General features: G+C 66.7%; 21 protein-coding genes. 11 read left to right on the forward strand and 10 right to left on the reverse strand.

Going from position 1 to position 21,553, the window contains the following annotated elements:
- The first annotated feature begins 45 nt into the window (after positions 1–45).
- The 4 genes from EDF58_RS08355 (at position 46) to EDF58_RS08375 (ending at position 3,811) form a co-directional block, all read left to right on the forward strand.
- Complete coding sequence (locus EDF58_RS08355) at positions 46–282, forward strand: hypothetical protein (protein ID WP_132264449.1); 237 nt, start codon at positions 46–48, stop codon at positions 280–282.
- Complete coding sequence (locus tag EDF58_RS08360) at positions 275–1,633, forward strand: putative O-glycosylation ligase, exosortase A system-associated (protein WP_132264451.1); 1,359 nt, start codon at positions 275–277, stop codon at positions 1,631–1,633. Before EDF58_RS08355 ends, EDF58_RS08360 begins: the two co-directional genes overlap by 8 nt.
- Before the next feature lie 204 nt (positions 1,634–1,837).
- Positions 1,838–2,533: a response regulator transcription factor CtrA gene (locus EDF58_RS08365; RefSeq protein WP_021233000.1), complete on the forward strand. Its 696-nt coding sequence runs from the start codon at positions 1,838–1,840 to the stop codon at positions 2,531–2,533.
- Positions 2,534–3,079: 546 nt separating this feature from the next.
- Positions 3,080–3,811 carry a tRNA (guanine(46)-N(7))-methyltransferase TrmB gene (locus EDF58_RS08375; RefSeq protein ID WP_132264455.1) on the forward strand — a complete coding sequence of 244 codons (732 nt, stop codon included), beginning with the start codon at positions 3,080–3,082 and terminating at the stop codon, positions 3,809–3,811.
- Positions 3,812–3,958: 147 nt separating this feature from the next.
- On the opposite strand, the gene EDF58_RS08380 is transcribed toward EDF58_RS08375, so the two are convergent.
- Positions 3,959–6,220: an NADP-dependent malic enzyme gene (locus tag EDF58_RS08380; RefSeq protein WP_132264456.1), complete on the reverse strand. Its 2,262-nt coding sequence runs from the start codon at positions 6,218–6,220 to the stop codon at positions 3,959–3,961.
- Positions 6,221–6,370: 150 nt separating this feature from the next.
- Between EDF58_RS08380 and mutS the strand changes: the two genes are divergently transcribed.
- A complete protein-coding gene (mutS, locus tag EDF58_RS08385) occupies positions 6,371–8,980 on the forward strand; it encodes a DNA mismatch repair protein MutS (RefSeq protein ID WP_132265281.1) in 2,610 nt (869 codons plus the stop codon).
- 441 nt (positions 8,981–9,421) lie between these two features.
- Here the strand turns inward: mutS and EDF58_RS08395 are convergent, their stop codons facing one another.
- From EDF58_RS08395 to gluQRS, 5 genes are all read right to left on the reverse strand, one after another.
- Positions 9,422–9,742 (reverse strand): hypothetical protein, encoded by a 321-nt coding sequence (locus tag EDF58_RS08395; protein ID WP_132264459.1) that lies wholly within the window; start codon positions 9,740–9,742, stop codon positions 9,422–9,424.
- Between the two features lie 112 nt (positions 9,743–9,854).
- The gene (locus EDF58_RS08400; protein ID WP_243654135.1) at positions 9,855–10,724 is read right to left on the reverse strand and encodes a 3-hydroxyacyl-CoA dehydrogenase NAD-binding domain-containing protein; all 870 of its coding nucleotides are present in this window, start codon (positions 10,722–10,724) and stop codon (positions 9,855–9,857) included.
- A gap of 64 nt (positions 10,725–10,788) precedes the next feature.
- Complete coding sequence (locus EDF58_RS08405) at positions 10,789–11,370, reverse strand: cob(I)yrinic acid a,c-diamide adenosyltransferase (protein WP_132264463.1); 582 nt, start codon at positions 11,368–11,370, stop codon at positions 10,789–10,791.
- A 50-nt stretch (positions 11,371–11,420) separates the two neighbouring features.
- Complete coding sequence (locus EDF58_RS08410; RefSeq protein WP_132264465.1) at positions 11,421–11,654, reverse strand: HIG1 domain-containing protein; 234 nt, start codon at positions 11,652–11,654, stop codon at positions 11,421–11,423.
- Complete coding sequence (gluQRS, locus tag EDF58_RS08415; protein WP_132264466.1) at positions 11,651–12,496, reverse strand: tRNA glutamyl-Q(34) synthetase GluQRS; 846 nt, start codon at positions 12,494–12,496, stop codon at positions 11,651–11,653. The genes EDF58_RS08410 and gluQRS overlap by 4 nt, the downstream gene beginning before the upstream one ends.
- A gap of 477 nt (positions 12,497–12,973) precedes the next feature.
- Here gluQRS and EDF58_RS08420 point away from each other — a divergent pair, with 477 nt between their 5' ends.
- Positions 12,974–13,582, forward strand: coding sequence for an HNH endonuclease (locus EDF58_RS08420; RefSeq protein WP_132264468.1), 609 nt, complete (start codon positions 12,974–12,976; stop codon positions 13,580–13,582).
- A 39-nt stretch (positions 13,583–13,621) separates the two neighbouring features.
- Here the strand turns inward: EDF58_RS08420 and EDF58_RS08425 are convergent, their stop codons facing one another.
- The 3 genes from EDF58_RS08425 to EDF58_RS08435 form a co-directional block, all read right to left on the reverse strand.
- Positions 13,622–13,954, reverse strand: coding sequence for a hypothetical protein (locus EDF58_RS08425; RefSeq protein ID WP_132264469.1), 333 nt, complete (start codon positions 13,952–13,954; stop codon positions 13,622–13,624).
- The gene (locus EDF58_RS08430) at positions 13,954–14,517 is read right to left on the reverse strand and encodes a flavin reductase family protein (protein WP_132264471.1); all 564 of its coding nucleotides are present in this window, start codon (positions 14,515–14,517) and stop codon (positions 13,954–13,956) included. The genes EDF58_RS08425 and EDF58_RS08430 overlap by 1 nt, the downstream gene beginning before the upstream one ends.
- 68 nt (positions 14,518–14,585) lie before the next feature.
- Positions 14,586–15,875, reverse strand: coding sequence for a cation:dicarboxylase symporter family transporter (locus EDF58_RS08435; RefSeq protein ID WP_132264473.1), 1,290 nt, complete (start codon positions 15,873–15,875; stop codon positions 14,586–14,588).
- A gap of 175 nt (positions 15,876–16,050) precedes the next feature.
- On the opposite strand from EDF58_RS08435, the gene glmM reads away from it, so the two are divergent.
- From glmM to thiD, 3 genes are all read left to right on the forward strand, one after another.
- On the forward strand, positions 16,051–17,391 hold the full coding sequence (gene glmM / locus EDF58_RS08440) for a phosphoglucosamine mutase (protein ID WP_132264474.1): 1,341 nt from the start codon (positions 16,051–16,053) through the stop codon (positions 17,389–17,391).
- Positions 17,391–17,618 (forward strand): DUF1272 domain-containing protein, encoded by a 228-nt coding sequence (locus EDF58_RS08445; protein ID WP_132264476.1) that lies wholly within the window; start codon positions 17,391–17,393, stop codon positions 17,616–17,618. The genes glmM and EDF58_RS08445 overlap by 1 nt, the downstream gene beginning before the upstream one ends.
- 133 nt (positions 17,619–17,751) lie before the next feature.
- Positions 17,752–18,501, forward strand: coding sequence for a bifunctional hydroxymethylpyrimidine kinase/phosphomethylpyrimidine kinase (gene thiD / locus EDF58_RS08450; protein ID WP_132264478.1), 750 nt, complete (start codon positions 17,752–17,754; stop codon positions 18,499–18,501).
- A 114-nt stretch (positions 18,502–18,615) separates the two neighbouring features.
- On the opposite strand, the gene EDF58_RS08455 is transcribed toward thiD, so the two are convergent.
- A complete protein-coding gene (locus EDF58_RS08455) occupies positions 18,616–19,491 on the reverse strand; it encodes a TIGR00730 family Rossman fold protein (protein ID WP_132264479.1) in 876 nt (291 codons plus the stop codon).
- A gap of 190 nt (positions 19,492–19,681) precedes the next feature.
- Here EDF58_RS08455 and EDF58_RS08460 point away from each other — a divergent pair, with 190 nt between their 5' ends.
- Together EDF58_RS08460 and EDF58_RS08465 are read left to right on the forward strand one after the other, a co-directional pair.
- Positions 19,682–20,740, forward strand: coding sequence for an LD-carboxypeptidase (locus EDF58_RS08460; protein ID WP_132264481.1), 1,059 nt, complete (start codon positions 19,682–19,684; stop codon positions 20,738–20,740).
- Between the two features lie 62 nt (positions 20,741–20,802).
- On the forward strand, positions 20,803–21,504 hold the full coding sequence (locus EDF58_RS08465) for a Crp/Fnr family transcriptional regulator (protein WP_132264483.1): 702 nt from the start codon (positions 20,803–20,805) through the stop codon (positions 21,502–21,504).
- The last annotated feature ends 49 nt before the right edge of the window (positions 21,505–21,553 follow it).

Raw genomic sequence — 21,553 nt, forward strand, 5'->3', positions numbered from 1 at the left:
AAGGCTTAACGCCGCGTCAACTCCGCACTGCTAGGCCCGGCGCCGATGGTCGACATCCTTGCCCTTGCCCTGAGTCACGGACTGCTGGCGCTGGCCGCCTGGCGGCTGCTGATGCGGCCGGATCTCGATGTCGAATCGGCGCGCGGGAACGCATCCTCTCCGCCCGACACGGCGCCGGCTGCAGGCGGAAAGGCCCCGGCCTCGCGGTCGAGAACCGCGCCCGTCCGCCGCGAGATGCGCTGGCCCGGCGGAGACGACCCGCGCGAGGACGGCGATGCTTGACCTTGCGCTGACGGGCTTCGTCGCCTGCTTCCTGCTGATCGGCTTCCGGCGCCCGTTCCTCTGGGTGCTATGCTATCTCTACGTGGACATTGTCTCCCCGCAGATCATCTCCTGGGGTATCCTGGCCCATCTGCCGATCTCGCTGATGGCTTTCGCGGCAGCGTTCCTGGGCTGGGTGGCCCTGGACGACAAGCGCGATTCGCGGTTCACCTGGCGGCAGGGCATCCTGGTGCTGCTGCTGCTCTATTGCGGCTTCACCACCTGGACCGCCGTATATCCGGCCGAAGCGGCGGAAAAGTGGGCCTGGGTGTGGAAGGCGCTGGTCTTCGCGATCTTCCTGCCGTTCACCCTGCGGACCCGCCTGCGGATCGAGGCGGTGGCGCTCGTGATGGTGCTGGCGGCGAGCGCGCTCATCATCGACGGCGGGCTCAAGACGGCGGGCGGCGGAGGCGGCTACGGCACGCTGCGCATCTTCGTGGAGAACAACACTGGCCTTTACGAAGGGTCGATCCTCTCGGCCGTGGCGATCTCCATCATTCCCATCATCCTCTGGCTGGTGAAGTACGGCACGGTCTTTCCGGCGGACTGGCGCGTCTATCTGTTTGCCGGAGCGCTGATCTTCGCCGCTTCGCTGATCCCGGTGGGCACGCAAGCCCGCACCGGGCTGGTGTGCCTGGGCGTGCTCTGCCTGTTCTACCTGAGGACCGCGAAGCACAAAGTGCTGATCGCCGGGGGCATGGCGCTGGCGGTGATGGTGGTGGTGCCGTTCCTGCCACCGGCCTTCCTGGCGCGCATGGGCACGATCGAGAATCACGAGGCCGACCAGTCCGCCAGCACGCGCCTGGGCGTGTGGAAATGGACCTGGGGCTATGTGAAGCAGCATCCCCTGGGCGGCGGCTTCGTGGTCAACCAGTCCAGCCGCGTCGAATACGATACCGTGGCCAAGACGACCGTGGACGGCAGCACCGAGATTCGGCGCACTCATGTGGTGGAGGAGGGCCGGGCCTTCCATTCGAGCTACTTCGAGATGTTGGGAGAGCAGGGCTTCCCCGGTTTCGGGCTATGGATCCTGCTCCAATTGACCGGCCTGCTGCAGATGGAGCAGATCCGCCGCCGCTGGCGCAAGCGCACCGGTCCGGACGAGGCCTGGGTGGCGCCGCTGGCGGTGTCGCTCCAGCTGGCCCAGGTGGTCTACCTGATCGGATCGCTGTTCGTGGGCATCGCCTTCCAGCCGTTCATCCTCATGCTGATCGGGCTGCAATGCGGGTTCTGGAGCTATCTGAAGCGCATCGACGTGCGGCTGCCGCAAGCCCCGATTCGCCCCGCCAAGACGGCCATGCGAACCGCCTGACCCGGCTTTCGGACATCGCGCACCGGTTTTCCGCGATGAAATATTCCTAACACCCGCGGATTCCCTATCGCCCTGAAAATGCCCGGGCATTCGCATTTACGGCAAATTAACCTTTAACCTTCATTGGTCCTATGGTTAATACATGGAAATATCCGTTCCGGCTGGGGATTTGGGCCGATGGACGGGGGGCGAAAGGGAATTCCGATGCGAGTGCTGCTGATCGAGGATGAACCGACTACTGCGCGGGCCATCGAACTCATGCTGACGGCCGAAGGTTTCAACGTCTACTCCACCGATCTCGGTGAAGAAGGCCTCGATCTCGGCAAGCTCTACGATTACGACATCATTCTGCTCGACCTCAACCTGCCGGACATGCATGGCTATGACGTGCTGAAGAAGCTGCGCGTGGCCAAAGTGCAGACGCCGGTTCTCATTCTTTCCGGCATCTCCGAAATGGATTCGAAGGTGCGCTCGTTCGGCTTCGGCGCCGACGATTACGTGACCAAGCCGTTCCACCGCGAAGAACTGATCGCGCGTATCCACGCCGTCGTTCGTCGTTCGAAGGGCCACTCGCAGTCGGTCATCCGCACCGGCAAGCTGGTGGTGAACCTCGACGCCAAGACCGTCGAAGTCGACAGCGCCCGCGTGCACCTGACCGGCAAGGAATATGCGATGCTGGAGCTGCTCTCGCTGCGCAAGGGCACCACGCTGACCAAGGAAATGTTCCTCAACCACCTCTACGGCGGCATGGACGAGCCGGAACTGAAGATCATCGACGTCTTCATCTGCAAGCTGCGCAAGAAGCTGGCCCACGCCTGTGGCGGCGCCAACTACATCGAGACGGTCTGGGGCCGCGGCTATGTGCTGCGCGATCCGGACGAGCTTCAGGAAGTCGCGTAAAACCTACCCCTTGCGCGCCCCTTGCGGGGACATGACGCGTGAACGGAACGGCCTGCCCCTTGGGGTGGGCCGTTTCGTTTTGCAGGCCATGTTTGTGGGGCTGGGCTGGGCACCGGCGCGTTCCGGGCGCATGCTTGGCACATGCCGATGTTTGTGCCCGCCCCGCTGGGCACCCCGACCCTGATCGATACTCGCTCTCACCACCTCCTTCGTCATTGCGAGGAGGCGAAGCCGACGTGGCAATCCAGGGCGGCGTGGAACTGCCCTGGATTGCTTCGCTACGCTCGCAATGACGAAGGTGGGGGTGGGTCGGGCATACGGTGTCAAGGTGCCAAGGTGCCAAGGTGCCAGGGTGCCAGAGTGCCAGAGTGCCAGAGTGCCAGAGTGCGAGGCACAGGGCGCGCAGGACCGGACCGAAACCTTACCCCCAATCACACACAAAAGGCCCACGAAACCCCACCCTCGGCCGGTAAATCGCCGCCTTCACGGCCCCGTCAGCGGCTGCCACGTTGACCTTGCCCCGCATCGGTGCCAGTGGCCCGCGCCATGACGGCTCACAAATCCGGCGATCCGACCACGCTCAACCGCCTTTACGGCCGCGCCAAGGGCAAGCCCCTCCGCGCGGGCCAGCAGGCGCTGGTCGACAACCTGCTGCCGCGAATCGCGGTTCCCCTCGAAGGTCCGGTGACGGCCGAGCTGCTGTTCGGCGAGAATTGCCCGCTCCATTTCGAGATCGGCTTCGGCGGCGGCGAGCACCTGGCTTTCCGTGCGGACCTGCTGCCGGGGCATGGCTTCATCGGTGCAGAGCCCTTCATCAATGGCGTGGCGCAGGCGCTCACCCATGTCTCGGGCGAGAATCCGGTAGGCGGCGGGCCGGCGCAGCCGCCGCTCGGCAACGTCCGCATCCATCACGGCGATGCCCTGGAAGTGCTCTCGCGCATTCCGGACGGCTCGCTCTCGTTCCTCTACCTGCTGCACCCGGACCCCTGGCCCAAGGCGCGCCACGCCAAGCGGCGCATGATGAACGACGGCCCGGTGAACATGTTCGCGGCCAAGCTCAAGCCCGGCGGCGAATTCCGCTTCGGCACCGACCATGCGGTCTACGTGCGCCATGCGCTGATGGTGATGCAGCGCCATACCGACCAGTTCGAGTGGCTTTGCAACAAGCCGCAGGACTTCCAGGTCCGTCCCGGCGGCTGGCCGGAAACGCGCTACGAAAACAAGGCGCGCACCGTCTATGGGCATGAGGTCTGGTATTTCCGCTATCGCCGGAAGTGAGCGGGAAGTGACGTCGTGGAGATGACGTCGTCCCGGACTTGATCCGGGACCGCGGGCCATGACCAGCCCAAATCGCGGGCAGGCGTTCTTCCGAACGGTATGTCTGAAAAAGCGGCGCCCGGCATGACCCGGGCGCCGCTTTTTTCGTTACCCGGCGATTCCGGCCGCAGCCAGTACCGCCAGCGTCAGCACGTCGGGTGCCAGTGCGGTCATCGGCACGATCTGCACCGGCTTTTCCGCGCCCAGCAGCATCGGCCCGATCGAGGTGGTGCCGCCGATCTCCTTGAGCAGCTTGGCCGAGATATTGGCCGACTGCAGGCCCGGCATGATCAGCACGTTGGCAGGCGCCGAAAGGCGGCTGAAGGGATAGAGCGCCATGATCTTCGGGTTCAGCGCCGCGTCGGGGGCCATTTCGCCTTCGTATTCGAAGTCGGGCTGTTCCTCGTCGAGGATGCGGATCGCCTCGCGGGTCTGTTCCAGCCACTTGCCCGACGGATTGCCGAACGTGGAGTAGCTGAGGAAGGCCACGCGCGGTTCATGGCCCAGGCGGCGGGCGACGGCCGCGGTTTCCTTGGCGATCACCGCGAGCTGCTCGGCGGTGGGGCGCTCGTTGATGGTGGTGTCGGCCATGAACACCGTGTGGTTCTTGCCCACCAGCATGTGGATGCCGAAGGCCAGCTTGCCCTCGGCCGGATCCAGCACGCGGCGCACTTCCTTGATCGACTGCGCGAAGGGGCGGGTCATGCCGGTGATAAGGCCGTCACCCACGCCCAGCTTGAGCAGGCCGGAAGCGAAGATGTTGCGATCGGTATTGACCATGCGCTGCACGTCGCGCTGCAGGAAGCCGCGACGTTTCAGGCGTTCGTAAAGCATCTCCACCATCGGGGCGACATGCTCGGAGACCATCGAATTCTCGATATGGAAGCTCTCCGGGTTGGGCACGCCCAGCTCGGCCATCTTGTCGAGGATGACCTGGGTGCGGCCGACCAGCACGGGTTCGCCATAGCCGAAGTCGCGGTACTGGATCGCCGCGCGCAGCACCACTTCGTTGTCCGCTTCGGCGAAGATCATGCGCTTGGGATTGGCGCGGACCTGTTCGTAGACGCGGGTGAGCACCGAAGTGGTGGGATTGAGGCGCGCCTTGAGCTGGTCGCGGTAGGCCTCGAAGTCCTCGATCGGGCGCTTGGCGACGCCCGAATCCATGGCTGCCTTGGCCACCGCCATGGGCACGACTTCCATCAGGCGCGGATCGAAGGGCGCGGGGATGATGTAGTCGCGGCCGAACTGCTGCGATTCGCCGTAAGCGACGGCCACGTCCTCGTGGACCTGCTCGCGCGCCAGTTCGGCGATGGCCGTGGCGGCCGCGATCTTCATCTCTTCATTGATGGCGGTGGCGCTGACATCCAGCGCGCCGCGGAAGATGAAGGGGAAGCCCAGCACGTTGTTGACCTGGTTCGGATAGTCCGAACGGCCGGTGGCGACGATGGCATCGGGGCGCACGGCCTTGGCTTCGGGCGGGGTGATTTCCGGGTCCGGGTTGGCCATGGCGAAGATGATCGGCTCGGGCGCCATGGTCTTGACCATCTCGGGCGTGATCGCGCCCTTGGCCGAGAGGCCGAGAACGACGTCCGCGCCTTCGAGCGCTTCGGCCAGCGTGCGCCGGTCGGTCTTCACTGCGTGGGCGGACTTGAACTGGTCCACGCGTTCGCGGCCCGGATAGATCACGCCGCGCGTATCGCAGACGAGCACGTTTTCGTGGCGCACGCCCATCGACTTGATCAGCGCGGTGCAGGCCAGCGCCGAAGCGCCTGCGCCGTTCACCACGACCTTGACGTCCTCCAGCTTGCGGCCGGTGATGAGGCAGGCGTTGATCAGGCCGGCGGCGGCGATGATCGCGGTGCCGTGCTGGTCGTCATGCATGACCGGGATGTTCATCCGTTCGCGCAGGGCCTGCTCGATGATGAAGCATTCGGGCGCCTTGATATCCTCAAGGTTGATGCCGCCGAAGCTGGGCTCCATCATGGCGATGGCCTCGATCAGCGCGTCGGTATCCTCGCTGGCGAGTTCGATATCGATGGAATCGACGTCGGCGAAGCGCTTGAACAGCACTGCCTTGCCTTCCATCACAGGCTTCGATGCCAGGGCGCCGAGGTTGCCCATGCCCAGGATCGCGGTGCCGTTCGAGATCACTGCAACGAGGTTGCCCTTCGCGGTGTAATCGTAGGCCGTGGCGGGATCGTCGGCGATGGCCTGGACCGGAACGGCGACGCCCGGCGAATAGGCAAGCGAGAGGTCGCGTTGCGTGGCCATGGGCTTTGACGCAATGATCTCGATCTTACCGGGGCGGATGGTGTTGTGATAGAACAGCGCTTCGCGCTCGGTGAACTGGATCTTCGACTTTTCGGACAAGCGATTTCTCCCGATTTGGGAGTGGCCCTAACGAATGTTCTCGCCACGCGATAGGGGAAAGGCGGCGCCCCGGCGCTTCACAAAAAGGGACGCGCGGGGCTAACGCTCACAGCCATGAGCACAGCGTCCGAGAAAGCGGGGGTGACCCCGATGATGGCCCAGTACCTTGCCTTGCGGGAGGTGGCGGGGGACTGCCTGCTGTTCTATCGCATGGGCGACTTCTTCGAGCTGTTCTTCGAGGATGCAAAAATCGCAAGCCAAGTGCTCGACATTGCACTTACCACTCGCGGCGAACACGGCGGTCAGCCGATCCCGATGTGCGGCGTGCCGGTCCATGCGGCAGAGGGTTATCTGGCCCGTCTGATCAAGGCGGGTTGCCGCGTGGCGATTGCCGAACAGACCGAAACGCCGGCCGAAGCCAAGGAGCGCGCCAGAAAGGAAGGCCGGGCTTCCAAGGCGCTGGTCGCGCGCGATATCGTGCGCTTCGTCACGGCCGGCACGCTCACCGAGGAATCGCTGCTGGAACCGCGCCGCGCCAATGTGCTGGCGGCGGCCTGCGATCTGCGGGGCACGGTGGGGATCGCGGCCTGCGACATCTCGACCGGGCGCATGGAGCTGGAAGAGTGCCCGCCCGAGCGGCTGGGCGCGGCGCTGGCGCGTCTCGGTGCGCGCGAACTGGTGGTGCCGGAGGGCTGGGAGCTGGCGCCGGACGGCGCGATCTCGCGTTCGGGGCACGAGTTTTCGTCCGACGGCGGTGACGAGCGGCTGAAGCTGGTTCACGGCGTCGCCACGCTCGACGGCTTTGGCACCTTCACGCGCGCCATGCTGGCGGCGGCGGGCGGCTTGATCGCCTATCTCGACCATGTCGGACGCGGCAAGCTGCCGCTGCTGCTGCCGCCGGAAGCGCGCGCGGGCGATGCGGCGCTGGCGATGGACGAGGCGACGCGCGCCAGCCTGGAGATTCTCGAATCGTCGCAGGGCGGCCGCAAGGGCAGTCTGGTCGAGGCGATCGACCGCTGCGTGACCGGCGCCGGTGCGCGGCAGCTGGCCGAAGACCTGTCCGCGCCGCTGACCGATCGCCACGCGATTGCCGAGCGGCTGGAACTCGTCGAATGGCTGCACGACGACCCCCTGCTGCGCGAGGACATGCGCGCCGCGCTGCGAGCGCAGCCGGATATCGGCCGGGCGCTGGGCCGCGTGGTGGCCGGGCGCGGCAGTCCGCGCGACCTGGGGCAGCTTCGCGACGGTCTGTCGGGCGCGCGCCGGATCGGGGAGCGACTGGCGCAGATGGATGGGTTGCCGGTGCTGCTCGACCGGCTGATGCCGGAGCTTGGCGGAAGCCAGGATCATTGGGCCGCCCTGGTCGATCACTTCGCGCAGGCGCTGGTGGAAACCCCGCCCACCGAGCGCGGGCAGGGCGGCTATATCGCCAGCGGCTACGATGCCGGGTTGGACGAACTGCGTGTCACCTCGGGCAATGCCCGCCGCGCCATCGCCGCGCTGGAAGCGAAATACCGCGAGGAAACCGGCGTCGCCGCGCTGAAGATCAAGCACAACAACGTGCTCGGCTACTTCATCGAAGTGCCGCAGCGCCATGCCGACAAGCTGCTGGAGCCGGACAGCGGATTTTCGCACCGCCAGACGATGGCCGGGGCCATGCGCTTCAACGCGCTCGCCCTGCATGAGGAAGCGAGCCGCATCACCGAGGCAGGTGCCCACGCGCTCGCCGCCGAGGAAGCGCATTTCGAGGGACTGGTGGCCGAAGCCGTCGCCGCCCGCCATGCGATAGCCCGCACCGCCGCGGCGCTCGCCCGGCTCGACGTCGCCGCCGGACAGGCCGAGCGCGCGGCCGAGGGCGGCTGGGCGCGGCCCGAAGTGGTGGACGGTCTCTCGCTGGATATCGAGGGCGGCCGTCATCCGGTGGTCGAGGCCGCACTGAAGGTTCAGGGCGAGCGCTTCGTCGCCAACGACTGCCGCCTTGCCAGCCATGACCGGCTCTGGCTGATCGGCGGCCCCAACATGGGCGGTAAGTCGACGTTCCTGCGCCAGAACGCGCTGATCGTGCTGCTGGCGCAGGCGGGCGGCTTCGTGCCGGCCAGGTCTGCCAAGATCGGCATGGTAGACCGCCTGTTCAGCCGCGTCGGCGCTTCGGACAACCTGGCGCGCGGCCGGTCGACGTTCATGGTCGAGATGGTGGAGACCGCCGCGATCCTGGCGCAGGCGACCGATCGCAGCTTCGTCATCCTCGACGAAGTGGGGCGCGGCACCTCGACCTATGACGGTCTGGCGCTGGCATGGGCCGTTGCCGAAGCGGTGCACGAAACCAACCGCTGCCGCTGCCTCTTCGCCACGCACTATCACGAGATGGCGCGGCTGGGAGAGACGTGCGAAGCGCTGTCGCTCCACCACGTCCGCGCGCGCGAGTGGAAGGGCGATCTGGTGCTGCTGCACGAACTGGCCGAAGGTCCGGCGGATCGCAGCTACGGCCTGGCCGTCGCACGCCTTGCCGGGGTGCCGCCCAAGGTGATCAGCCGCGCCAAGTCGGTGCTGGACAAGCTGGAGAAGGGCCGCGCCGAGACGGGCGGGCTGGCAGCGGGCCTCGGCGACCTGCCGCTGTTCGCGGCGGCGCACGATGCGCTTGAAGAACAGTGCGACGCCCTGCGCGACAAGCTGCGCGATATGGACATCGACGCGCTATCGCCGCGTGATGCGCTGGAAATCCTCTACGATCTGAAGCGCGAGGCGGGTACGGACTCTTAACCCTGCGCCGCTAGTCTGCGCGGATGTTCGGGCCCAAGATCAGGAATGTCTTCAAGAGCCGGTGGCATGCGCTGTTCTGGTCTGCCAGCATGTTGCTGACGGCCTATTGCTCCGTGCCCTCGCCGGACGAGGGCGGCGATGCGAATGACGCTGCCCAGTTGGCTGGCACCCTGGCGGCGCATGCCGATAAGCAGCCCCCGGCGCACCGGAATCCTTGGGCCTTGGACAAGCCGGCGAACTAGCGGGGCTGGAAGCCCGGCTTGCGCTCCTGGCGAAGGCCGATTCGCCGGCCCGACTCTGTCGAAATGCGCGGGTCCCATGGTTTCAGGCCGCGCGGCATCTGACGGCAAGGAGCCGCCCCCTGTGCAGGGAGCGGCCCGCGTCCGTTAAAAGCGCCCCGGAACCTGGCTTTCCGCTTCGGTCCCGGCCTTCAACGCCGCGTCAGCTGTCGTCGTCTTCGAAATCCTCGTCGGCGGCGTTCTGGGCGCCGTAACGGTTTTCGAGGTCGTCCATCGTCTCTTCGCCGCGATAGGCGGACATGTCGATGACGCCGCTGGTGTCCATCTGGTTCATGTGATCGACCAGATCCTCGACGTCATCCTCGTCGTCGATGCCGCCCTTCACCTTCTCGCTGTCTTCCAGGCCGAAAGGCGCGGTGGCGCGATCCTGTGCCTCTTCGGCGACGGACTGGGCCTGCGCTTCTTCGTCATCCTGTTCGGGGTTGAAGGTTTCGGGCGCGGAATCGTCGGGACGTTCGGTCATGGCGTGTCTCCTTTGCCGGGATAACGGCTAAGGGAACACGCGGGTTCCGGTATAGGACGAACGCGACGGGAAACAGCTTTCCGTCGCGTTTCCTGTCCGCGCGCCAGACCTGTCAGCGAGTAGGAACCGGCACTTCGCCCGAGTAATCGTAGAACCCCCGGCCGGACTTGCGGCCGTACCAGCCGGCCTCGACATATTTCTGGAGCAGCGGAGCCGGGCGGTACTTGGGATCGCCGGTGGTCGCCAGGAACACCTTCATGATCTCGTAGAGCGTATCGAGGCCGACGAAGTCGGCAAGCGTCAGCGGGCCCATCGGATGGTTCGCGCCCAGCCGCATGCCGGCGTCGATGTCCTCTACCGAGGCCAGCCCCTCGCCCAGCACGAAGATCGCTTCATTGAGCAGCGGGCAGAGGATGCGGTTGACCACGAAGCCGGGGGCATCGCCCGCCAGCACCACGGTCTTGCCCAGGGCCTCACCGAAGGCTTTCATCCGCGCGGTCGTTTCCTCGGAAGTGGCGAGGCCGGGGATCACTTCCACCAGGCCCATGACCGGCACGGGGTTGAAGAAATGCAGCCCGCAGAAGCGCGCCGGATCGGGCGAACTGACGGCCATGCGGGTGATCGGGATCGAACTGGTGTTGGAGGCCAGGATTGCGTTCGCGCCCAGCACTTCGCCCACGGCGGCAAAGATCTTCAGCTTGATATCCTCGCGCTCGGTCGCGGCCTCGATGATGAGGTCGCAGTCGCCCATTCCCGAGTAGTCTCCGTCCGTGGTGATGCGGGGCAGCAGCGCGTCCACGTCGGCCTGGGCGATCTTTTCCTTCGCCACCAGCCGGGCCAGGCCCTTGGCGATGCCGGCCTTGCCCTTCTCGGCGATGTCGATCGAGATGTCGGACAGGACGACGTCCATGCCCTTGCTCGCCACGGTCTGGGCGATGCCCGAGCCCATGATGCCCGCGCCGATGATTCCGACTTTCCGCACTGCCAAACTCCTCTGGTGATCCCTTTGCGCCGGAAGGATTATCATCGGCGCTCGGCGAGGGAACCTAGCGATTCTGGCCGGGTACCCAAAGCACGTCGTCGGCCCCATGGCCATTCACCGCCCGGGCGAGGACGAAGAGATAGTCGCTGAGCCGGTTGAGATAGCCGAGCGCCGCCGGATTGGTGGGCGTTTCGGCGGCCATGGCGACGGCCGCGCGCTCTGCCTTGCGGGCGGAGGCGCGGGCGATGTGGACACGCGCGGCGGCCTCGCTGCCGCCGGGCAGGATGAAGCTGCGCAGCGGCTGGAGATGGGCGTTGATCGCGTCGATCTCCGTTTCCAGCCACGTCACTTGCGAGGGGACCACGCGCAGGGTCATCTCGCCGGGCGTGAAATCCTCGTCACCAGGGGCCTTGGGCGTCGCGAGATCCGCGCCAAGGTCGAACAGGTCGTTCTGGATACGGGTGAGCACGGAACCGTGCGGAGTTTCCGTCAGCGCGCAGACGGCGAGGCCGATGGCGCAGTTCGCTTCGTCCACCGCGCCGATCGCTTCCATGCGTGCGGCATTCTTGGGCAGGCGGGAGCCGTCGACCAGGCCGGTCGTGCCGTCGTCACCGGTGCGGGTGTAGATCTTGTTGAGACGGACCAAGGTGGAATCCTTTGAAAATCCGCCCAAGGCGGATTTTGGCGGCGAAAGCCCTAGCGCGCCATGGCCAGCAGGATCGCGCAGACGATCACCGCCGCGGCCTGATACTTGATGCGGTTGAACATCATCTTGTTCTGGAGGAGCTGGTTCGCCGTGGGCTCCGTGGAGGCGGGATCCCGATTCAGATCTTCCTTCGCGCCCTGCATGAAGGCCACGATACCGCGCACGAGGCTGACGACGACCATGATCATCAGCAGGATGATGATGGGGATGAGAATGGTGCTCATGGGCTTTGGTGTAGGCCCGCCGAAAGCGAAATGCCAGCAGGGAAGCGGTGCTGCCGAAGCGCCTCGGCGATGGCCTTGCCGTCCTCTCCTGCGCGCCGCCGGTCACCCAGCGAGGGCGCGCCGCGACGCTTGGCGAGTTTGCGCCCGTCCGGCTCCACCAGCAGGGCATGATGATGCCACAACGGCACCGGCAGGCCGAGCAGCGCCTGCAGCAGCCGGTGGACATGGCTCGCCGGAAACAGGTCCATCCCGCGGGTGACGAGGGAAATGCCGTCGGCCGCGTCGTCCAGCGTGGCGGCCAGGTGATAGCTGGCTGGCAGCTCCTTGCGCAGCAGCACCACGTCACCGAAGATTTCGGGGGTGGCGGGCTGGAGCCCGGCCCGTTCGTCCGTCCATTCGAGCGGGCCGGTCAGGTCCAGCGCGCCTGCGACGTCGAGCCGCCAAGCCGCGCCTTCGGGGTCGATCTCCCGGTGGCGGCAGGTGCCTGGATAGACCGGGCCGTCCGGTCCCATTGCGGTGGCTGCGGCGGCGATCTCGGCGCGGGTGCAGCGGCAGGGATAGAGCAGGCCCAACGCCTTCAGGCGCTCTCCCGCCTCGGCATAACTGTCCAGGCGGCGGGACTGGAAGCGGACGTCTTCATCCCAGTCCAGGCCGAGCCATTCGAGGTCGCGGAAGAATTCCTCCACGAATTCCGGGCGGCTGCGCTCTCCGTCGATATCCTCGATCCGCAGCAGGAACGCGCCGCCCCGCGTGCGGGCAAGGTCATGCGCCATCATGGCCGCATAAGCATGGCCGAGGTGCAGCGGGCCGTTGGGGCTGGGGGCGAAGCGGGTGCGGATCATCGCTGCTGCTCCTAGCCGCGCTGCGGCGTGCCGCAAGGGCAAGTGGCGATAGGCGTTTCCGTTTCGCGCTTCCGGCGGGGTTCTGGCTGTGCCTTCGCCTCTGCCGGTGTCCCCTGGCCTTGCCCTGCCTTTGCCTCGACCGCCGCCCCCCCTTCGTCATTGCGAGCGCAGCGAAGCAATCCAGGGCGGTTCGGGGCGGTTCGGGGCGGCTCTGGATTGCTTCGCTGCGCTCGCAATGACGAAAAGTAGGGCCGAAAGCGGCAGGACTTCACGCACACCCAGGCGTGTGGATAAGCCTGGCATAACCTGTGCGCCGGGCGTTGGCAGCCTGAGGACATCCTGTGGAATGCTTGTGGCGAACCTGTGGATTGTTGTATGGCGCGAACCCGGTCCCGGCTTGACGGCGACTCGCGTAAATGCTGCAAAGAAACTCATGCGTTGCCATGAAACCGCAATCAGGGCCTGCGACAGGAGGCCATGCTCAAGTCGGAGCTGATCGAGCGCGCGGCCCGGTTCCGCAGCGCGGAGGATGACCCCTCCCGAAGTCTTTCCGACTGTCCTGCCTTAGTGCTCAATGCGGATTACACGCCGCTTTCTTACTACCCCTTGAGTCTCTGGCCCTGGCAGACCGCGATCAAGGCGATCGTCCTGGAAAGGGTGGACATCATTTCCAGCTACGACCGGGTGGTGCACAGTCCCAGCTGGTCGATGCAGATCCCCTCGGTGATCGCCCTGAGGCAATATGTCCGGCCTTCCGAATTCCCCGCCTTCACCCGCTTCAATCTTTTCCTTCGCGACCGCTTCAGCTGCCAATATTGCGGCTCTCCCCAGCAACTGACGTTCGATCACGTCGTCCCGCGCCGTCTGGGCGGAAGGACCAGCTGGGAAAACATCCTCACCGCCTGCGCGCCCTGCAACCTCAAGAAGGGCGGCCGTACCCCCAAACAGGCGAACATGCCGCCGCTGGTGGCCCCGATCCGGCCGACGAGCTGGCAGCTCCAGGAACGCGGCCGGGCCTTCCCGCCGAACTACCTCCACGAAACGTGGCGGGACTGGCTCTATTGGGACATCGAGCTGGAGGCCTGAGCCCCCCGATGCCGCCCCACGCGGGCGCGCCTCCCGAACTCAGCGCTTCCCCGTTCCGCGACGGCACCGGCTGGCCTCGGCGGCCTTCAGGTCGGGATCGACGCGCACGTCGGCGTAGGACCACGCTTTCATACCCGGCTTGAAGAAGGCAACTTTCCCGTCTTCGGTCTGGAAAAAGTAGGCGCCGGCCTGGGCGGCATAAGTCTTGCCCCCCACCGTGATGGCCGGACTCTCGAGCCGGGTGTCGATGACGACCTGGCCGTAGCGCGCGAAGTGGCAAGTGTAGACGGCGGCGCGCTGGTCCGCGAAAGCGGCGGTACCGCTCACGAAGACGAGCGCGGCGGCGAGTGCCAGGCACGGCCCTGTCCGCATCAGATGCCCAGCATTTCCGGCTTGAACAGCCTTTTTCGCGACACCCGCTTGCCGGACAGCATGAACTGCCCGTCACCCAGGTAGTGGACGAATTGCGGCGCCTTCGGGCTGGTTGCGGCGCGGATGCGCAGGACTTCGAGGATGAACAGGTCGTACTGGCCCACCATGGCGTCGTCATGGAGACGGCATTCGAGCTGGGCGTGGCATTGCGGAAGGAGGGGGGCGGCGACATGGGCGGCCGGTTCCCGCTCGATGCCGAGATCGGTGAACTTGTCGCAGTCCGCGCCGCTGCAATTGCCGATCCGCACGACCATGTCGAGCAAGTCGGCGGTGGGTACGTTGATGGTGCACTCGCCGCTCCGTCGCAGCAGCGCATGGCTGTGGTTTCCGCGCGAAACGAGGCAGGAAATCAGCGCAGGCGTGAATTCCAGCACCTGGTGCCAGCCCATGGCCATCACGTTGTCCGCAGACGCGCCGGCATCGTGCGTCGCCAGCAGGACGACCGGCCCGGGTTCGAGGAACTGCCGGGCGTGGGACGGCGGGACTTCGCGCCAGTGAGTCATGCAGGGCTCCTTTCCTTTCGGATCAGGAGCGCCTCAGGGCCGGCGCGGTTCCGCCGGCGCAGCTATGGTCAGTGCAGGGTCTCGACCGGGGTTTCGGCTTCCTCCCCCTCCACGCCGCGGCCGACGGCGGTGGTCAGGGCCACATCCATCGTCACGTTGCCCACGGTGCGCATGAGGTCCGGCAGCACTTCCACGGCCACCAGCACCCCGAGAGGCCAGAGCGGCGTGCCCATGGCCGCCGCGATCGGCCCGATAGAGGATACGAAGCTGATCGTGCCGGGCAGCGAGACGGCGCCGAACGTGGTGGCGAAGGCCACCAGGGCCCCCGCCACGAGCGCGCCGGTCGTCAGCTCCATGCCGGCGAGCCGTGCGGCGTAGACGGCCACGGCCATGTTCATCGCCGGACCCGTCGCGCGGAACAGCGTGACGGCCAGCGGCAGGACGAATTCCGCGGTCGTGCCCGAAACGCCGAGGCGGCGGCTGGAGGCGAGCATGGCGGGCAGTGTGGCGATGGAGGACTGGGTGGAAATGGCCACGACTTGCGCGGGCAGCACGGCCGCGGCGAAAGCGGAAAGACGGCGCCGCCCGGCGAAAGCGGCGATCAGGTATCCGGCCACCATGACGACGGTTCCGACCGCCGTGACCAGCACGATGTAATGGGCGAGCGCGCCCAGCGCGGCCCCGCCGCTGCGCACGCCCAGGCCGAAGCCGAGCGCGAAGACGCCGATCGGCGCGAGCGCCAGCACCCAGCCGATCACCACCATCATCGCGCCGGCAACCCCTTCGAACAGCACGGCGAGCGCGCGTCGCGGCTCGTCCGCAAGCCGGGTCGAGGCGACGGCGAACAGCGCGACGAACACGATCACCGGCAGCATCGCATTGGCGGCGGCGGCGGAGATGACGTTCTCGGGCATGAGCGAGGAGAGGAAGTCGGCGATGCCGGGCACTGCGGCAGGTTCCTCGCCGTGAGTGAAGCGCACGCCGGGAGGGACGGGGAACAGGTCCAGGAGCAGGGGCATGGCCACCGCGCCCAGCGCGGCGCTGAAGGCCAGGAAGCCGATGATGATCCCCAGCGTGCGCCGCGCCATGGCGCCGGCCTGGGCGACGGCGATGGTCTCGACGATGCCGCTGAACAGCAGGCCCGCGACCAGCGGCAGGATCGTCATCTGCAGCCCCTGCAGCCATAGTGAGCCGATCGGTCCGGCCACTTTCAGCACCGGAATGGCGCGCGGATCGCCCGCCAGCACGAGGCCCAGCACCAGCCCCGCGACGAGTCCGGCCAGGGTCAGCTTTCCAGGAACGCGAATATCCGGAATGCGCGAGGAATTTCCGGGCTTTGCGGGACTTGGGGTGCTCATCGGGCTCCTGGGAGATATGGCCGCGCGGGGGCCTGCGGGGTCGGCCTTGCTCATAAGCGGTGCCGCCGCTCTTGGCAATTTGGCGGCGCTGCGGCTAGAGGATGGGCGAGGGAGCCGCGCGAGCGGGCTGCGGACGTCATCCGGTATTCACGAGACAGTCTCCAAGGGGCAGGTCATGAGCAGACAATTCTTCGGCACCGACGGTATCCGCGGCCGCACCAACCAGGGCGCGATGACGGCGGCCATCGCCATGAAGGTCGGCCAGGCGGCCGGCACCCGCTTCCTGCGCGGCAAGCACCGGCACCGCGTGGTGATCGGCAAGGATACCCGCCTCTCGGGCTATATGCTGGAGAACGCGCTTGTCGCCGGCTTCACCAGCGTGGGCATGGACGTGGTGCTGCTGGGGCCGATGCCGACCCCGGCCGTCGCCCTGCTGACCCGCGAGCTGCGCGCCGACGTGGGCGTGATGATCTCGGCCAGCCACAACCCTTACGAGGACAACGGCATCAAGCTGTTCGGCCCCGACGGCTTCAAGCTCTCCGACGAGGACGAACTGGCGATCGAGGCCATGCTGGCCCAGGATCTGGCGCTCGCCCCGTCCGAGGACATCGGCCGCGCCCGCCGCATCGACGATGCCCGCGGGCGCTATATCCACGCCGTCAAGCGCTCGCTGCCCCATGACATTCGTCTGGACGGGCTCAAGATCGCGGTCGATTGCGCCAATGGCGCCGCCTACCAGGTCGCGCCCTCGGCCCTCTGGGAACTCGGTGCCGAAGTCGTGGCGGTGGGCGTCACGCCCAACGGCCGCAATATCAACGACAAGTGCGGCTCCACGCATGTCGACCTGCTTCAGGAAACCGTGGTCACGACCGGGGCGGATATCGGCATCGCGCTTGACGGCGATGCGGACCGGCTGCTGGTGGTGGACGAAAAGGGCAAGACCGTGGACGGCGACCAGATCATGGCGCTGATCGGCACCCAGCTGGCCGCGCGCGGCGCCCTGCGCGGCGGCGGCGTGGTGGCGACGGTCATGTCGAACCTGGGCCTCGAACGCTATCTGCAGGGGCAGGGTCTCACGCTCGAACGCACCAAGGTGGGTGACCGCCACGTCCTCGAACGCATGCGCGCGGGCGGGTTCAACGTGGGCGGCGAGCAATCGGGCCACATGATCCTGCTCGACCATGCGACCACCGGGGACGGCACCGTGGCGGCGCTGCAGGTGCTGGCGGCGCTGGTCCAGTCCGGCAAGCGGGCGAGCGAACTGCTCCACCTTTTTGACCCGGTCCCGCAGCTGCTGCGCAACGTCCGCTTCTCGGGCGGGCAGCCGCTGGAGGCGGCCAGCGTGAAGACTGCCATTGCCGAGGCGGAGGCTTCGCTCAACGGCAGCGGCCGCCTCGTCATCCGTGCCTCGGGCACCGAGCCCCTGATCCGCGTCATGGCGGAAGGCGACGATGCCGGGCAAGTGGAGGCCGCCGTGGCCTCGATCTGCGCGGCCGTGGAAGAGGCGGCAGCCTGATGGCCCTCGAAATGCGCCCCGACTGCGAACGCTGCGGTACCGACCTTCCGGCCGATGCCCCCGGCGCGTTCATCTGCAGCTTCGAATGCACCTACTGCGCCGAATGCGCGGACGACCTCGACGAGCTTTGCCCCAATTGCAGCGGCGAACTGCTCGACCGGCCGACGCGGGCCAAGCGGCATTTCGATTCCGCACCCCCGTCGAAGGAGCGCAGGTTCAAGGGCTGATCGGCTCCCGCAAGGGCGCGAAGCGGGCAGGGCGGCTTAGCCGGCTGCGCGACGTCTTCGCGCATCGGCGGCTTTGCGCGATCCCATCCGGCGCATGCTTGCCGAACGACACCCCGGGTGCCATCAGCCCGTCATGACCACACCGCCCCGCATCCTTTCCATCGCCGGCTCCGACAGTTCGGGCGGTGCCGGTATCCAGGCCGATATCAAGACCATCACGATGCTCGGCGGCTATGCCATGACCGCGATCACCGCGATCACTGCGCAGAACACGTGCGGCGTCACGCATGTGGTGGCGCTCTTGCCGGAAATGGTGGCGGCGCAGATCGACGCCTGCGTAAGCGACATCGGCGTGGACGCGGTGAAGATCGGCATGCTCGGCAGTCCCGAGATCGCCCATGTCGTGGCGGAACGGCTGGAGCGGCTGGGCGTGCCGGTGGTGTTCGATCCGGTGATGATCTCCACCAGCGGCTCGGTCCTGGCGGATGCGGCCACCATTGCCGCTTTCGAACGGCTGATGACCCTCGCCACGCTGACCACGCCGAACGTCCCCGAACTGGAGGCGCTGGGCGGGGACCGTGCCATGGCGGCGCGCGGAGTGGCCTATATCGCCAAGGGCGGCGATGCGGAGGGGCCGATCGTGGAAGACAGGCTGCTGAGGCCCGGCGAACCGCCGATGTCGTGGACCGCGCCGCGCATCGAGACGCGCCATACCCATGGCACCGGCTGCACGTTCTCCAGCGCCATCGCCACGTTCATGGGGCAGGGCGCCGGCCTGGAAGCGGCGATCGTCAGCGCGCGCGACTATGTGCGCGCGGCGCTGCTCAATGCGCCGGGCTTCGGCGCGGGACATGGCCCGCTGGGACACCACGTTCGCGGCTAGGCAGCGGACAGTCCGGGCAGGGCGTGCCTCAGAAACGCAAGAGAGCCGAAGAACTCGGCCGGCCGAAGCGTGTGCGTCCGGAAAAGGGGCGGCCCGGAGGCCGCCGCCCTGACCTCAGCAGCAGTCGAGATCGTAGAACTTCTGCACGACCTTCCAGCCTTCCTCGCCGGTTTCGCACCAGTGGAACAGCTTGAGGTCCTGCCGGTTGATGACGCCTTCGTCGGCCAGGGCCTCGAAATTGACGACGCGTTCCCAGAATTCCTTGCCGTAGAGCAGGATCGGGATCGGCTTCATCTTGCCGGTCTGGATCAGGGTAAGCAGCTCGAAGAATTCGTCGAACGTACCGAAACCGCCCGGGAACACGGCCACGGCGCGGGCGCGCAGCAGGAAGTGCATCTTGCGCAGCGCAAAGTAGTGGAACTGGAACGAGAGCCGCGGCGTCACGTAAGGGTTGGGCGCCTGCTCATGGGGCAGCACGATGTTGAGGCCCAGCGATTCCGCGCCGACTTCCGAAGCGCCGCGATTGGCGGCTTCCATGATCGACGGGCCGCCGCCCGAGCAGACGACGAACTGGCGCATGCCCTTTTCCACCACCGAGCACTGGCTGGCCAGCTTGGCGAGGGTCTTGGCTTCCTCGTAATACTTCGCCTTGGCGACGAGCCGCTCGGCGACTTTCTTCTCTTCGTCGGTCTTGGCCTGGGCTAGGACGCTTTCAGCATTCTCGGGCGCGGGGATGCGGGCGGAGCCGTACATCACCATGGTCGAGCCGATATTGGCTTCTTCCAGCAGCATCTCGGTCTTGAGAAGCTCAAGCTGGAAACGGACGGGGCGCAGTTCGTCGCGCAGCAGGAACTCGGTGTCCTGGAAGGCCAGGCGATAGGCCGGGTTCTGCGTCTGGATCGTGCCTTCCTGCGCGTCTGCGAAGTTGGCTTCCTGCTCGGCCTTGTAGAACCGGCGGTTGGTGACTTTCTTGTCTTCTTGTTCGGTCATCTGCATTCCATGGCCGCTGGGAGGCGCGGCGTCGAGGGATAAGGATTTAATTATGATATGCTTGCGCGCAAGCACGGCATGCGGTTGCGCGCAGCCCCGATGCACCAGTTTCACGGTTGGCCGCGTTTTCCGGGTCATCAGGTGATTCCCCCTGATGGGAAAACGCTCTAGGCTGCACGACATGTCGAACATGACCATGACACGCCGCGCCGCGATGGCCGGTTTCGGCGCCGTGGCCGCAGGCTCCGTGCTGCCGGTACTCCCCGCTCTTTCGGCCCAGGTCCGCAGCCCCGCGCGCAAGCTGGTGAAGCCCCCGCGCCTGAAGGAAGGCGACGTGCTGGGTCTGGTCGCGCCGGCGGGCTTCGTGGGGGATCGCTTCGGACTGGACCAGATCATGGCGACCGTGCGCGCCATGGGCCTGGAGCCGAGGCCGGCGCTGCACATGCTCCAGCGCGAAGGCTACCTGGCCGGCTCCGACCGGACGCGGGCAGACGATCTCATGGCCATGTTCGCCGACGACAAGGTCCGCGCCATCATGGCCGTGCGTGGCGGTTGGGGCTGCGCACGCATCCTGCCCTTGCTCGATTTCGACAGGATCGCGGCGAACCCGAAGCTCTTCGTGGGCTTCAGCGACAATACCGCGCTTCATCTGGCTTTCGCGGCGCGGACGGGCGTGGCCAGCATCCACGGGCCGAATGCTTCCGCCTCGTGGCCGCCGGCGGCCTGGGCCTCGTTCCATGCGCTGGCTTTCGAAGGCGCGACGCCGACCTGGCAAGTGCCCGAGGGGGCGGGCGTCAATCTTTCGGGCCGGGGCAAGGACTTGCGCACGTTCCGCGGCGGCAAGGCGCGCGGCCGGCTGCTCGGCGGCAATCTCAGCGTGCTTTCCGCCCTGGTGGGCACACCCTACCTGCCGGACTTCACGGGGGCCGTGCTGTTCATCGAGGACACCAACGAATCCGAATACCGCATCGACCGCATGCTCACCCAGCTTGCCCTGGCGGGGATCTTCGACCGGGTGGCCGGGGTCGTCTTCGGCCAATGCACCGGCTGCCAGAACCCCGACGGCGGCTATTCGAACTTCACGATCTACGAAGTGCTCGACCGGCAGTTTTCCGGCCTCAGGGTTCCCGCGTTCCAGGGGCTCCAGATCGGCCATATCGCCTCGCAGCTCAGCGTGCCGGTGGGCCTGCCGGTGGAGATCGACGCCGATGCCGGGACGATGCGCCTGCTGGAAGCGGCGGTTGCGTAAGCTGACGCAAGTCGGCCTGCCCTGCACTTGAGACATGGCGAAGCGACTGTTATCGCGGGCACATGTCCAACTGTGACCTGTGCGTCGTTCGGAACCGGGCGATCTGTTCATCCCTCGATGCGAAAGAGCTGGAAGCGCTCAACGCCATCGGGCGTACCCGCACGATCCAGCCCGGCGAATCGCTGATCTGGGAAGGCGAGGACTCGGTTCTCGTGGCCAACGTGATCGACGGCGTGCTGAAGCTTTCGACCAATACCGAGGACGGGCGCGAGCAGATCGTCGGCGTGGTCTATCCTTCGGACTTCATCGGGCGTCCCTTCGGCGGCACCACCGGCCACGGCGCCACGGCCCTGACGGAAGCGACCGTCTGCGTCTTCTCCCGCCGCGATTTCGACGCTTTCGCCCGCGAGCATCCGGCGCTGGAACACAAGCTGCTGGAGCGGACGCTGGGCGAACTGGACCGCACGCGCCGCTGGATGCTGCTGCTCGGCCGCAAGTCGGCCTCGGAAAAGCTGGCGAGCTTCCTGCTGGAAATGGCCGAGCGGTTGCAGCCCCCCGGCTGCGCCTGGAATTTCGAGGATGCCGGCCCGCGCCGCATCACCCTGCCGTTCTCCCGCCAGCAGATCGCCGACGTGCTGGGCCTCACCATCGAGACCGTGAGCCGCCAGTTCACCCGCTTCAAGAACGAGCGGCTGATCGACCTGCCTTCGCGCCGCGACGTGATACTTCTGGACCACGAGGCGCTGACCGCCGAGGCGGGCTAAGGGGGGCATCGATCCCCCGGATCAGCCTTGATCCCGATCTCCTGGCAGT

Origin of the sequence: Novosphingobium sp. PhB57, assembly GCF_004342985.1 — a bacterium.
Lineage (GTDB): Bacteria > Pseudomonadota > Alphaproteobacteria > Sphingomonadales > Sphingomonadaceae > Novosphingobium.